Annotated in this window: 9 protein-coding genes and 1 pseudogene; 9 read left to right on the top strand and 1 reads right to left on the bottom strand. The window is 59.4% G+C overall.

Going from position 1 to position 13,204, the window contains the following annotated elements:
* Nucleotides 1-28 precede the first annotated feature (28 nt).
* Complete coding sequence (gene gltA / locus AB4N42_RS24095) at nt 29-1,318, bottom strand: citrate synthase (RefSeq protein ID WP_003172803.1); 1,290 nt, start codon at nt 1,316-1,318, stop codon at nt 29-31.
* 366 nt (nt 1,319-1,684) lie between these two features.
* On the opposite strand from gltA, the gene sdhC reads away from it, so the two are divergent.
* The 9 genes and pseudogenes from sdhC to sucD all read left to right on the top strand — a co-directional run bounded on the left by sdhC (nt 1,685) and on the right by sucD (nt 13,067).
* Entirely contained in the window at nt 1,685-2,059 is a 375-nt protein-coding gene (gene sdhC, locus AB4N42_RS24090) for a succinate dehydrogenase, cytochrome b556 subunit (protein WP_003179220.1), read from the top strand.
* Nucleotides 2,053-2,421 (top strand): succinate dehydrogenase, hydrophobic membrane anchor protein, encoded by a 369-nt coding sequence (sdhD, locus tag AB4N42_RS24085; RefSeq protein WP_030138327.1) that lies wholly within the window; start codon nt 2,053-2,055, stop codon nt 2,419-2,421. The genes sdhC and sdhD overlap by 7 nt, the downstream gene beginning before the upstream one ends.
* 3 nt (nt 2,422-2,424) lie before the next feature.
* Nucleotides 2,425-4,198: pseudogene (sdhA, locus tag AB4N42_RS24080) on the top strand (succinate dehydrogenase flavoprotein subunit).
* 11 nt (nt 4,199-4,209) lie between these two features.
* Nucleotides 4,210-4,914, top strand: a complete 705-nt coding sequence (locus AB4N42_RS24075; RefSeq protein WP_039594133.1) for a succinate dehydrogenase iron-sulfur subunit — start codon at nt 4,210-4,212, stop codon at nt 4,912-4,914.
* Between the two features lie 262 nt (nt 4,915-5,176).
* Nucleotides 5,177-8,008 (top strand): 2-oxoglutarate dehydrogenase E1 component, encoded by a 2,832-nt coding sequence (locus tag AB4N42_RS24070; RefSeq protein ID WP_030138330.1) that lies wholly within the window; start codon nt 5,177-5,179, stop codon nt 8,006-8,008.
* Between the two features lie 44 nt (nt 8,009-8,052).
* Nucleotides 8,053-9,276 carry a 2-oxoglutarate dehydrogenase complex dihydrolipoyllysine-residue succinyltransferase gene (gene odhB / locus AB4N42_RS24065; protein ID WP_030138331.1) on the top strand — a complete coding sequence of 408 codons (1,224 nt, stop codon included), beginning with the start codon at nt 8,053-8,055 and terminating at the stop codon, nt 9,274-9,276.
* A gap of 107 nt (nt 9,277-9,383) precedes the next feature.
* Nucleotides 9,384-10,820 (top strand): dihydrolipoyl dehydrogenase, encoded by a 1,437-nt coding sequence (gene lpdA, locus AB4N42_RS24060; protein ID WP_460115457.1) that lies wholly within the window; start codon nt 9,384-9,386, stop codon nt 10,818-10,820.
* 196 nt (nt 10,821-11,016) lie between these two features.
* Entirely contained in the window at nt 11,017-12,183 is a 1,167-nt protein-coding gene (sucC, locus tag AB4N42_RS24055) for an ADP-forming succinate--CoA ligase subunit beta (RefSeq protein ID WP_003179235.1), read from the top strand.
* A complete protein-coding gene (gene sucD / locus AB4N42_RS24050) occupies nt 12,183-13,067 on the top strand; it encodes a succinate--CoA ligase subunit alpha (RefSeq protein ID WP_003179236.1) in 885 nt (294 codons plus the stop codon). The genes sucC and sucD overlap by 1 nt, the downstream gene beginning before the upstream one ends.
* Nucleotides 13,068-13,204: the final 137 nt, after the last annotated feature.

Below are 13,204 nucleotides of genomic sequence, written 5' to 3'. Positions count from 1 at the left end.
CAGTCAGGAACCTAGCGCAAGGCAAGCCTTACTTGCGGTCTTCCAGCTTGGTGATGTCGCGCGACTCGTAGCCGGTGTACAGCTGGCGTGGACGGCCGATCTTGTACGGGCTGGAGAGCATTTCCTTCCAGTGGGAGATCCAGCCGACGGTCCGCGCCAGGGCGAAGATCACGGTGAACATGCTGGTTGGAATACCGATCGCCTTGAGGATGATCCCCGAGTAGAAGTCGACGTTCGGGTACAGCGAGCGCTCGATGAAGTACGGATCGGTCAGGGCGATCTCTTCCAGGCGCATGGCCAGTTCGAGTTGCGGATCGTTCTTGATTCCCAGTTCCTTGAGCACTTCGTCGCAGGTCTGCTTCATGACGGTGGCGCGCGGGTCGCGGTTCTTGTAGACCCGGTGACCGAAGCCCATCAGCTTGAACGGATCGTTCTTGTCCTTGGCCTTGGCGATGAACTTGTCGATGTTCGAGACATCGCCGATTTCATCGAGCATGGTCAGCACCGCTTCGTTCGCACCGCCGTGGGCAGGGCCCCAGAGTGCGGCGATACCGGCGGCGATACAGGCGAACGGGTTGGCACCCGACGAACCGGCCAGGCGCACGGTGGAGGTAGAGGCATTCTGCTCGTGGTCGGCATGGAGGATGAAGATCCGGTCCATGGCCTTGGCGAGCACCGGGCTGATCGGTTTGATCTCGCACGGGGTGTTGAACATCATATGCAGGAAGTTCTCTGCATAGGTCAGGTCGTTGCGCGGGTACATCATGGGCTGGCCCATGGAGTACTTGTAGACCATGGCTGCCAGGGTCGGCATCTTCGCCACCAGGCGGATCGCGGAGATTTCGCGATGCTGAGGGTTATTGATGTCCAGGGAGTCGTGGTAGAAGGCCGAGAGAGCGCCGACAACGCCGCACATGACGGCCATCGGGTGGGCATCGCGACGGAAGCCGTTGAAGAAGGTCTTCAACTGTTCGTGAACCATGGTGTGGTTCTTCACGGTGCTGACGAACTGGGCCTTCTGCTCTGCGGTCGGCAGTTCGCCGTTGAGCAGCAGGTAGCAGGTTTCCAGGTAGTCCGATTTTTCAGCCAGTTGCTCGATCGGGTAGCCGCGGTGCAGCAGGATGCCGTTGTCGCCGTCGATATAGGTGATTTTCGATTCGCACGAGGCGGTCGACATGAAACCCGGGTCAAAGGTGAAACGGCCCGTGGCCGTCAGGCCCCGTACGTCGATTACATCGGGACCAACGGTGCCGGTTAAAATGGGCAGCTCGACGGGGGCTGCGCCCTCGATGATCAACTGCGCTTTTTTGTCAGCCATGTGGCCTCCTATTAATGCTTGGAATCATCAGACAGACCCCCCACGCAGGGCCCGCACCACTATAGTGAGATAAATCCGAATGTCAATTTGCCTAAAGTCTTGCTCCAGAAGGCTTTAACCGGACTTTTTCCGCGAAATTGCCTGCCGTTTACGCCTTTTGCGCCATATGTGCAATGCGCTATTAGGGGAAGGTGAACGCGTTGTCATTAGTAGCCTAACTGTCTATACTCGGCCACCGACCGCCAGGGGCTTTTTGGGCCTGCTTTCTTGGGGGTCGTCACTCCCTGGGTGGTGAGTACCTGACCAGTGCGCGCCCCAACAACTTTGCCCTGATTGTTAGGGGCTCTTCAGTGTGAAAAAAAAGCCGTGAAAAGCCAACGACCTGTAAACCTAGACCTAAGGACCATCAAACTCCCAGTCACTGCTTACACGTCCATTCTTCACCGTATTTCCGGTGTCATCCTCTTCGTCAGCCTGGCCATCATGCTTTATGCATTGGACAAGTCGCTCGATTCGGAAGAAGGCTTCGGTCAGGTGAAAGCGTGTCTGACCAGTCCGCTAGCCAAGCTAGTGATTTGGGGCATCCTGTCCGCCTTGCTGTATCACTTGGTTGCCGGTGTGCGCCACTTGATCATGGACATGGGCATCGGTGAGACGCTGGAAGGCGGCAAGCTGGGCTCGAAAATCATTATCGCCGTGTCTGCGGTGCTGATCGTTCTGGCAGGAGTCTGGATATGGTAACCAACGTCACGAACCTTTCGCGTTCGGGCCTCTACGACTGGATGGCCCAGCGTGTGTCTGCGGTCGTTCTCGCGGCTTACTTCATTTTCCTGATCGGATATGTCGTGGCAAACCCTGGCATTGGCTACGCCCAATGGCATGAACTGTTCGCAAACAACTGGATGCGTATCTTCAGTCTGCTGGCACTTGTCGCACTGGGCGCTCACGCCTGGGTCGGCATGTGGACCATCGCGACCGACTACCTGACGCAAATGGCGTTCGGCAAGTCGGCGACTGCCGTACGTTTCCTTTTCCAGGCGGTATGCGGCGTTGCGATGTTCGCTTACTTCGTCTGGGGTGTGCAGATTCTCTGGGGTATCTGATCCATGGCTAACATTCCAACGATTTCTTTCGACGCCATCATTATTGGTGGTGGCGGTGCTCGGCATGCGCGCTGCGCTGCAACTGGCACAGGGCGGTCACAAGACTGCCGTGATCACCAAGGTTTTCCCGACGCGTTCGCACACGGTTTCCGCCCAGGGTGGCATCACCTGCGCCATCGCTTCGGCCGACCCGAACGATGACTGGCGCTGGCACATGTACGATACCGTCAAGGGTTCCGACTACATCGGTGACCAGGACGCTATCGAATACATGTGTCAGGAAGGCCCGGCCGCGGTGTTCGAGTTGGACCACATGGGCATGCCATTCTCCCGTACCGAGCAAGGTCGCATCTACCAGCGTCCGTTCGGTGGCCAGTCCAAGGACTACGGCAAGGGCGGCCAGGCTGCGCGTACTTGCGCGGCGTCCGACCGTACCGGTCACGCCCTGCTGCACACCCTTTATCAGGGCAACCTGAAAGCCGGTACCACGTTCCTGAACGAGTACTACGCCGTTGACCTGGTGAAGAACCAGGACGGCGCGTTCGTCGGTGTGATCGCGATCTGCATCGAAACTGGCGAAACCACCTACATCCGCGCCAAGGCCACCGTACTGGCGACCGGCGGTGCGGGCCGTATCTACGCATCCACCACCAATGCCCTGATCAACACCGGTGACGGCGTTGGCATGGCCCTGCGTGCTGGCGTGCCGGTACAAGACATCGAAATGTGGCAGTTCCACCCGACCGGCATCGCCGGCGCCGGTGTACTGGTCACCGAAGGTTGCCGTGGTGAAGGCGGTTACCTGATCAACAAGCACGGCGAGCGTTTCATGGAACGTTATGCGCCGAACGCCAAGGACCTTGCTGGTCGTGACGTCGTGGCTCGTTCGATGGTTAAAGAGATCATCGCCGGCAACGGCTGTGGCCCGAATGGCGACCACGTGATGCTCAAGCTCGATCACCTTGGCGAGGAAGTGCTGCACAGCCGCCTGCCAGGTATCTGCGAACTGTCCAAGACCTTCGCTCACGTCGACCCTGTTGTCGCGCCGGTTCCAGTGGTTCCAACCTGCCACTATATGATGGGCGGCGTTGCCACCAACATTCATGGCCAGGCAATGACCCAGAACGCCGAAGGCGTGGACGAAATCATCCCTGGCCTGTTCGCGGTGGGTGAAGTGGCTTGCGTATCGGTCCACGGTGCCAACCGCCTGGGCGGCAACTCGCTGCTCGACCTGGTGGTCTTCGGTCGCGCCGCCGGCCTGCACCTGGAGAAAGCGCTGTCCGACGGTATCGAATACGACGATGCCACCGACGCCAACATCGAAACCGCCCTGGCGCGCCTGTCTGCTCTGAACGAGCGTACCGAAGGCGAAGACGTGGCAACCCTGCGTCGCGAGTTGCAAAACTGCATGCAGAACTACTTCGGTGTGTTCCGTACCGGCGAATACATGCAGAAGGGTATTGCCCAGCTCGCACAATTGCGTGAACGAATCGCCAACGTGAAGATCAACGATAAGTCGCAGGCGTTCAACACTGCCCGTATCGAAGCGCTGGAATTGCAGAACCTGCTGGAAGTGGCCGAAGCCACCGCCATCGCCGCAGAAGTGCGCAAAGAGTCCCGTGGTGCCCACGCCCGCGAAGACTTCGAAGACCGTGACGACGAAAACTGGCTGTGCCACACCTTGTACTTCCCGGGTGAAAAACGCGTCGCCAAGCGTGCCGTGAACTTCTCGCCGAAGACTGTTCCGACTTTCGAACCAAAAGTCCGGACTTATTAAGGGTGACCGCTATGTTGCAAGTCAGTGTTTATCGCTACAACCCTGATCAGGACGCCGCGCCGTTCATGCAGGACTTCCAGGTCGATACCGGTGGTAAAGACCTGATGGTGCTGGACGTGCTGGCCTTGATCAAAGAGCAGGACGAAGGTTTCTCCTATCGTCGCTCGTGCCGCGAGGGCGTTTGCGGCTCCGACGGCATGAACATCAACGGCAAGAACGGCCTGGCCTGCATCACGCCGCTGTCGGCCGTGGTCAAGGGCAACAAGCTGATCGTTCGCCCGTTGCCAGGTTTGCCGGTCATCCGTGACCTGGTCGTCGATATGAGCATCTTCTACAAGCAATACGAGAAGGTGAAGCCATTCCTGCAGAACGACACGCCGGCTCCGGCCATCGAGCGTCTGCAGTCCCCTGAAGAGCGTGAAAAGCTCGACGGTCTGTACGAGTGCATCCTGTGCGCCTGCTGCTCGACCTCGTGCCCATCGTTCTGGTGGAACCCGGACAAGTTCCTGGGCCCGGCCGCCCTGCTGCAAGCGTACCGCTTCCTGGCAGACAGCCGTGATACCAAGACGTCCGAGCGTCTGGCCGCACTGGATGACCCGTTCAGCGTATTCCGCTGCCGCGGGATCATGAACTGCGTCAACGTCTGCCCGAAAGGCCTGAACCCGACTAAGGCCATCGGTCACGTACGTAACATGCTGCTGCAAAACGGCGTGTGATTCAGCTGCTGTACCCGTAGAACCGCTGTACCCGTAGAGGCGAGGGCGTGGGCTTCAACCCACGTCCTGGCTATAACCAGAACAGCCGCTTACAAAGCGGCGGTTCTTATTTTGAAGAAATGAGACAAGCAGGGGCATCCGGGCTGGTACCCGGACTATCAGCGTGATCCTAAGTGGCTTGTTTTAGTCGCTGCACTCGGACTTCTGCAAGTTTGCTCGGTGTTTTCGCCGGTGGTGTTCCCCTAATCGAGGGTGACCAAGCATGCAAGAAAGCGTGATGCAGCGCATGTGGAACAGTGCCCACCTCTCCGGTGGTAACGCTGCCTATGTGGAAGAGCTCTACGAGCTCTACCTGCACGACCCTAACGCTGTGCCAGAAGAATGGCGCACCTACTTTCAGAAGTTGCCGGCTGACGGTAACTCTGCCACCGATGTTTCGCACTCGACGATTCGCGATCATTTCGTGCTGCTGGCAAAGAACCAGCGCCGCGCTCAACCGGTGTCTGCCGGCAGCGTGAGCTCCGAGCATGAGAAGAAGCAAGTTGAAGTGCTGCGACTGATCCAGGCCTACCGGATGCGTGGCCACCAGGCAGCCCAGCTTGACCCGCTGGGGCTGTGGCAGCGTCCTGCACCTGCAGACCTGTCGATCACTCATTACGGCTTGACCAATGCCGACCTTGATACGACCTTCCGTGCCGGCGACCTGTTCATCGGCAAAGAGGAAGCGAGCCTACGCGAAATTCACGAAGCGTTGCAGCAGACATATTGCCGCACCATCGGCGCTGAATTCACGCACATCACCGATTCCGAGCAGCGCCAGTGGTTCCAGCAGCGTCTGGAAAGCGTTCGTGGCCGTCCGACGTACTCCGCCGACATCAAGAGCCACTTGCTCGAGCGCGTCACTGCCGGTGAAGGCCTGGAGAAATACCTGGGTACCAAATACCCGGGCACCAAGCGTTTCGGCCTGGAAGGCGGCGAAAGCCTGATTCCGATGCTCGACGAGCTGATCCAGCGTTCCGGTTCCTACGGCACCAAGGAAGTCGTTATCGGCATGGCCCACCGTGGCCGCCTGAACGTACTGGTCAACACCTTCGGCAAGAACCCGCGCGAGCTGTTCGACGAGTTCGAAGGCAAGAAGAAGGTCGAGCTGGGCTCCGGTGACGTGAAGTACCACCAGGGCTTCTCGTCCAACGTGATGACCACCGGTGGCGAAGTCCACCTGGCCATGGCGTTCAACCCATCCCACCTGGAAATCGTTTCCCCGGTGGTCGAGGGTTCCGTCCGTGCCCGCCAGGATCGTCGCAACGATCCGACCGGCGAGAAGGTGCTGCCGATCTCCATCCACGGTGACGCGGCATTCGCCGGTCAAGGCGTGGTCATGGAAACCTTCCAGATGTCGCAGACCCGCGGTTTCAAGACCGGCGGTACCGTGCACATCGTGATCAACAACCAGGTCGGCTTCACCATCAGCAACCCGCTGGACTCGCGTTCCACCGAGTACGCAACCGACGTCGCGAAAATGATCCAGGCGCCGATTCTCCATGTGAATGGCGATGACCCGGAAGCCGTGCTGTTCGTGACCCAGTTGGCCATCGACTACCGCATGCAGTACAAGCGCGACGTGGTCATCGACCTGGTCTGCTACCGTCGTCGCGGCCACAACGAGGCCGACGAGCCAAGTGGCACCCAGCCGCTGATGTACCAGCAGATCGCCAAGCAGCGCACCACCCGTGAGCTGTATGCCGATCGCCTGACCCAGAGCGGTGTTCTGGATGTCGCGCGCGTCCAGGAAAAAGTCGATGAATATCGCAACGCCCTGGACAACGGCCTGCACGTTGTAAAAAGCCTGGTCAAAGAGCCGAACAAAGAGCTGTTCGTGGACTGGCGTCCATACCTGGGCCACGCCTGGACTGCTCGTCACGACACGCGCTTCGACCTCAAGACCTTGCAGGAACTGTCCGCCAAGCTGCTGGAAATCCCGGAAGGCTTCGTGGTCCAGCGCCAGGTCGCGAAAATCTACGAAGACCGTCAGAAGATGCAAGCCGGCGGCCTGCCGATCAACTGGGGTTACGCCGAAACCATGGCGTACGCGACCCTGGCGTTCGAAGGTCACCCGATCCGCATCACCGGCCAGGACGTAGGCCGCGGCACTTTCTCGCACCGCCACGCGGCGTTGCACAACCAGAAAGACGCCAGCACCTACATCCCGCTGCAACACCTGTACAAAGGCCAGCCACGTTTCGACCTGTACGATTCGCTGCTGTCCGAGGAAGCCGTCCTGGCGTTCGAATATGGCTATTCCACCACCGAGCCGAATGCGCTGGTGATCTGGGAAGCCCAGTTCGGCGACTTCGCCAACGGTGCCCAGGTGGTTGTCGACCAGTTCATCACCAGCGGCGAGCACAAGTGGGGTCGTCTCTGCGGTCTGACCATGCTGTTGCCACACGGTTATGAAGGGCAGGGGCCGGAGCACTCGTCGGCACGTCTGGAACGCTACCTGCAGCTGTGCGCCGAGCACAACGTCCAGGTTTGCGTACCGACCACCCCGGCGCAGATCTACCACCTGCTGCGTCGCCAGGTCATCCGTCCGCTGCGCAAGCCGCTGATCGTGCTGACACCGAAGTCGCTGCTGCGTCACAAACTGGCAATCTCCACGCTCGAAGACCTGGCCGAAGGCTCGTTCCAGACCGTCATTTCGGAAATCGATACCCTGGAAGCGGCGAAAGTGACTCGCCTGATCCTGTGCAGCGGCAAGGTCTACTACGACTTGCTGGAAAAACGTCGTGCCGAAGGCCGCGAAGACATCGCCATCGTGCGTATCGAGCAGCTTTATCCGTTCCCGGAAGAGGACCTGATGGAGGCCATCGCGCCTTACACCAACCTCACCCACGTGGTGTGGTGTCAGGAAGAACCGATGAACCAAGGCGCGTGGTACAGCAGCCAGCATCACCTGCGTCGCAGCATCGGCAACCATAACAAGGCCCTGGGCCTGGAATATGCCGGCCGTGATGCTTCCGCTGCACCTGCGTGTGGTTATGCGTCGATGCACGCCGAGCAGCAGGAAAAACTGCTGCAAGATGCTTTCACTGTTTAACGCCTTCGCGCTGACTGAAACCGAATTTTAAGGACCCACAGATAATGGCTATCGAAATCAAAGCCCCGTCATTCCCGGAATCGGTTGCCGATGGCACCGTTGCCACCTGGCACAAGAAACCAGGCGAGGCCGTCAAGCGTGACGACCTGATCGTCGACATCGAGACCGACAAGGTCGTGCTGGAAGTATTGGCCGAAGCTGACGGCGTATTGGGCGCAATCGTTGCCGAAGAAGGCGCTACCGTTCTGTCGAACCAGGTCCTGGGCTCGATCGAAGAGGGCGGCGCTGCTGCTGCCGCTCCAGCCGCCGCTGCTGCACCGGCTGCCGCTCAGGCCGCTGCGCCTGCTGCTTCGGGCGAAGACGATCCAGTCGCCGCTCCAGCTGCTCGCAAGCTGGCTGAAGAGAATGGCATCAACATCGCTTCCGTTGCCGGCACCGGCAAGGGTGGTCGTGTGACCAAGGAAGACGTGGTTGCAGCCGTTGCCGCCAAGAAAGCCGCTCCAGCCGCCGCACCGGCCAAGCCAGCCGCGCCTGCCGCTTCCGCGCCAGTGTTCGCTGCCGGTGACCGCGTCGAGAAACGCGTTCCGATGACCCGCCTGCGTGCCAAGGTTGCCGAGCGTCTGGTTGAAGCCCAGTCGAACATGGCGATGCTGACCACGTTCAACGAAGTCGACATGACCGAAGTCATGGCCCTGCGTTCGAAGTACAAGGACCTGTTCGAGAAGTCCCACAACGGCGTACGCCTGGGCTTCATGTCGTTCTTCGTCAAGGCTGCCACCGAAGCGCTGAAACGCTTCCCGGCCGTCAACGCGTCGATCGACGGTTCCGACATCGTCTACCACGGCTACGCCGACATCGGTGTCGCGGTTTCCAGCGACCGTGGCCTGGTGGTTCCGGTCCTGCGCAACGCCGAGCTGATGAGCCTGGCCGAAATCGAAGGCGGCATCGCCACCTTCGGCAAGAAGGCCCGTGACGGCAAGCTGTCCATCGAAGAGATGACCGGCGGTACGTTCACCATCACCAACGGTGGTACATTCGGTTCGATGATGTCGACCCCGATCGTCAACCCGCCACAAGCGGCTATCCTGGGCATGCACAACATCCTGCAGCGTCCGATGGCGATCAACGGTCAGGTCGTGATTCGTCCGATGATGTACCTGGCACTGTCCTACGATCACCGCCTGATCGACGGCAAAGAAGCCGTGACGTTCCTGGTCACCATCAAGAACCTGCTGGAAGATCCGGCTCGTCTGCTCCTGGATATTTAAAAAAGCAGCTGCAAGCTGCAAGTGGCAAGCCGCGAGCTCAGAGCGAGCGAGTACGGCTTTCAACTTGCAGCTTGCGGCTTGAAGCTTGCAGCTAAAAGGAATCTTTTATGACTCAGAAATTCGACGTGGTAGTGATTGGTGCGGGCCCTGGCGGCTACGTAGCGGCCATCAAGGCTGCGCAACTGGGCCTCTCCACTGCCTGCATCGAGAAATACACCGACAAGGAAGGCAAACAGGCCTTGGGCGGTACTTGCCTGAACGTCGGTTGCATTCCATCCAAGGCGCTGCTGGACAGCTCCTGGAAATACAAGGAAGCGAAAGAAAGCTTCAACGTTCACGGTATCTCTACCGGTGAAGTGAAGATGGACGTAGCCGCGATGGTTGGCCGCAAGGCTGGCATCGTCAAGAACCTGACCAGCGGTGTTGCCACCCTGTTCAAGGCCAACGGCGTCACCTCCATCGAAGGCCACGGCAAGCTGCTGCTGGGCAAGAAAGTCGAAGTGACCAAGCCTGACGGCTCGGTCGAAGTGATCGAAGCCGAGAACGTCATCCTGGCACCAGGCTCGCGTCCGATCGACATCCCGCCTGCTCCAGTCGACCAGAACGTCATCGTCGACTCCACTGGCGCCCTGGAATTCCAGTCCGTGCCAAAACGCCTGGGCGTGATCGGCGCTGGCGTGATCGGTCTCGAGCTGGGTTCGGTATGGTCGCGCCTGGGTTCGCAAGTGACCGTGCTCGAAGCCCTCGACACATTCCTGATGGCCGCTGACACCGTGGTTTCCAAGGAAGCGCTGAAGACCCTGACCAAGCAAGGCCTGGACATCAAGCTGGGTGCCCGTGTGACCGGCTCCAAGGTCAACGGCGAAGAAGTCGTGGTGAACTACACCGACGCCAACGGCGAACAGACCATCACCTTCGACAAGTTGATCGTTGCGGTCGGCCGTCGTCCAGTGACCACTGACCTGCTGTCCGCCGATTGCGGCGTGGAAATCGACGAGCGTGGTTTCATCGCGGTCGATGACCATTGCGCAACCGCCGTACCGGGCGTGTTCGCCATCGGTGACGTGGTTCGCGGCATGATGCTGGCCCACAAGGCCTCCGAAGAAGGCATCATGGTTGTCGAGCGCATCAAGGGCCACAAGGCCCAGATGAACTATGACCTGATCCCATCGGTTATCTATACCCACCCGGAAATCGCATGGGTTGGTAAAACCGAGCAGGCCTTGAAAGCCGAAGGCGTTGAAGTTAACGTCGGCACCTTCCCGTTCGCCGCCTCCGGCCGTGCCATGGCAGCCAACGATACCGGTGGTTTCGTGAAAGTCATCGCCGACGCCAAGACGGATCGCGTGTTGGGCGTTCACGTCATTGGCCCAAGCGCTGCCGAGCTGGTACAGCAAGGCGCGATCGGTATGGAATTCGGCACCAGCGCTGAAGACCTGGGCATGATGGTTTTCTCCCATCCGACCCTGTCCGAAGCCTTGCACGAAGCGGCCCTGGCCGTGAATGGCGGCGCCATCCACGTGGCCAACCGCAAGAAGCGTTAACAGATAATAAGAAACCACGGCGGTATGGCCCGTCGTGAGCCTTGCGAGCAAGACTCACCGCGGAATATCCGCTGGACGCAGCCTTGCGTAGTGGTACCGGTACACCGGAACGCTACGCAAGCAGCAGTCACAGGTGGTGCGGCACCACAACGGTGCAGCACCGAATGCGCAGTACCTAACGAAGACGGTAATAAGCATGAATCTTCACGAGTATCAGGGTAAGCAGCTGTTCGCTGAGTACGGCCTGCCAGTATCCACCGGCTACGCTGTAGACACCCCGGAAGCGGCAGCAGAAGCTTGCGACAAAATCGGCGGCAGCGAATGGGTTGTCAAAGCCCAGGTTCACGCCGGTGGTCGCGGTAAAGCGGGCGGCGTCAAGCTGGTTCGCAGCAAAGAAGACGCCAAAGCCTTCGCACAGCAGTGGCTGGGCAAGCGTCTGGTGACTTACCAGACCGACGCCAACGGTCAGCCAGTCACCAAGATCCTGGTTGAATCGTGCACTGATATCGCTAAAGAGCTGTACCTGGGCGCTGTCGTTGACCGTTCGAGCCGCCGCATCGTGTTCATGGCTTCCACCGAAGGTGGCGTGGACATCGAGAAAATCGCTCACGACACCCCTGAGAAAATCCTCAAGGCCACCATCGATCCACTGGTTGGCGCACAGCCATTCCAGGGCCGCGAGCTGGCATTCCAGCTGGGCCTGGAAGGCAAGCAGGTCACTCAATTCGCCAAGATCTTCGTAGGTCTGGCCAAGCTGTTCCAGGACCACGACCTGGCACTGCTGGAAGTGAACCCGCTGGTGATCAAGGCCGACGGCGACCTGCACTGCCTCGATGCCAAGATCAACATCGACGCCAACGCCATGTACCGTCAGCCTAAGCTGAAGACTTTCCACGATCCGTCGCAAGACGATCCGCGCGAAGCGCACGCTGCCAAGTTCGAACTGAACTACGTAGCCCTGGAAGGCAACATCGGTTGCATGGTCAACGGCGCTGGCCTGGCCATGGGTACCATGGACATCGTCAACCTGCACGGCGGCAAGCCAGCCAACTTCCTCGACGTGGGCGGCGGTGCTACCAAGGAACGCGTTACCGAAGCGTTCAAGATCATCCTGTCCGACACCAACGTCGCTGCAGTACTGGTCAACATCTTCGGCGGCATCGTTCGCTGCGACATGATTGCCGAAGGCATCATCGGCGCCGTGAAAGAAGTCGGCGTGAAAATCCCGGTTGTTGTTCGCCTCGAAGGCAACAACGCTGAGCTGGGCGCTAAAGTACTGGCAGAAAGCGGTTTGAACATCATCGCTGCTACCAGCCTGACCGACGCTGCTCAACAAGTCGTTAAAGCTGCGGAGGGCAAATAATGAGCGTCCTGATCAACAAAGACACCAAGGTTATCTGCCAGGGTATTACCGGTTCGCAAGGTAGTTTCCACACCCAGCAAGCCATCGAATACGGCACCAAGATGGTTGGCGGCGTAACGCCAGGCAAAGGCGGCACCGAGCACCTGGGCCTGCCTGTCTTCAACACCGTGAAAGACGCTGTAGCTGCCACTGGCGCCACCGCCAGCGTGATCTACGTTCCAGCTCCGTTCTGCAAGGACTCCATCCTTGAAGCAGCGTTCGGCGGCATCAAGCTGATCGTTTGCATCACCGAAGGCATCCCGACCATCGACATGCTGGAAGCCAAGGTCAAGTGCGACGAGCTGGGTATCACCCTGATCGGCCCTAACTGCCCAGGCGTGATCACTCCAGGTGAATGCAAGATCGGCATCATGCCAGGTCACATTCACTTGCCAGGCAAGGTCGGTATCGTTTCCCGTTCCGGCACCCTGACCTACGAAGCTGTCAAGCAGACCACTGACGCCGGTTTCGGTCAGTCGACTTGCGTCGGCATCGGCGGTGACCCGATCCCGGGCTCCAACTTCATCGACATCCTGAAGCTGTTCCAGGAAGACCCGAAGACCGAAGCGATCGTCATGATCGGTGAAATCGGCGGTTCCGCTGAAGAAGAAGCCGCTGCCTACATCAAGGCAAACGTGACCAAGCCGGTTGTTTCCTACATTGCAGGTGTGACTGCTCCTCCGGGCAAGCGCATGGGCCATGCTGGCGCAATCATCTCCGGCGGCAAGGGCACTGCAGACGAGAAATTCGCTGCACTGCAAGACGCAGGCGTGAAAACCGTGCGTTCGCTGGCAGACATCGGCAAGGCCCTGGCCGAGCTGACTGGCTGGGAAATGAAGAAGTAAGCTTCGGCTGACTTTTTTGTTCCAGCAACAAAGGCCACCTTCGGGTGGCCTTTGTCGTTCCTGGCCCTATGCCTGTGCAGCCGCCGAGGGCTTTTGTGGCGAGGGAGCAAGCTCCCTCGCCACAAGGGCATGAATGC

The sequence above is a fragment of the Pseudomonas sp. H2_D02 genome (assembly GCF_054677635.1).
This window is presented reverse-complemented; position numbering and strand designations above follow the sequence as displayed.

Excerpts from the sequence above, each read along its gene's own strand:
- AB4N42_RS24075 (WP_039594133.1), top strand. The coding sequence starts at position 4,210 with ATGTTGCAAGTCAGTGTTTATCGCTACAACCCTGATCAGGACGCCGCG.
- sucC (WP_003179235.1), top strand. The coding sequence starts at position 11,017 with ATGAATCTTCACGAGTATCAGGGTAAGCAGCTGTTCGCTGAGTACGGC.
- gltA (WP_003172803.1), bottom strand. The coding sequence starts at position 1,318 with ATGGCTGACAAAAAAGCGCAGTTGATCATCGAGGGCGCAGCCCCCGTC.
- sdhD (WP_030138327.1), top strand. The coding sequence starts at position 2,053 with ATGGTAACCAACGTCACGAACCTTTCGCGTTCGGGCCTCTACGACTGG.
- sucD (WP_003179236.1), top strand. The coding sequence starts at position 12,183 with ATGAGCGTCCTGATCAACAAAGACACCAAGGTTATCTGCCAGGGTATT.
- AB4N42_RS24070 (WP_030138330.1), top strand. The coding sequence starts at position 5,177 with ATGCAAGAAAGCGTGATGCAGCGCATGTGGAACAGTGCCCACCTCTCC.
- lpdA (WP_460115457.1), top strand. The coding sequence starts at position 9,384 with ATGACTCAGAAATTCGACGTGGTAGTGATTGGTGCGGGCCCTGGCGGC.
- odhB (WP_030138331.1), top strand. The coding sequence starts at position 8,053 with ATGGCTATCGAAATCAAAGCCCCGTCATTCCCGGAATCGGTTGCCGAT.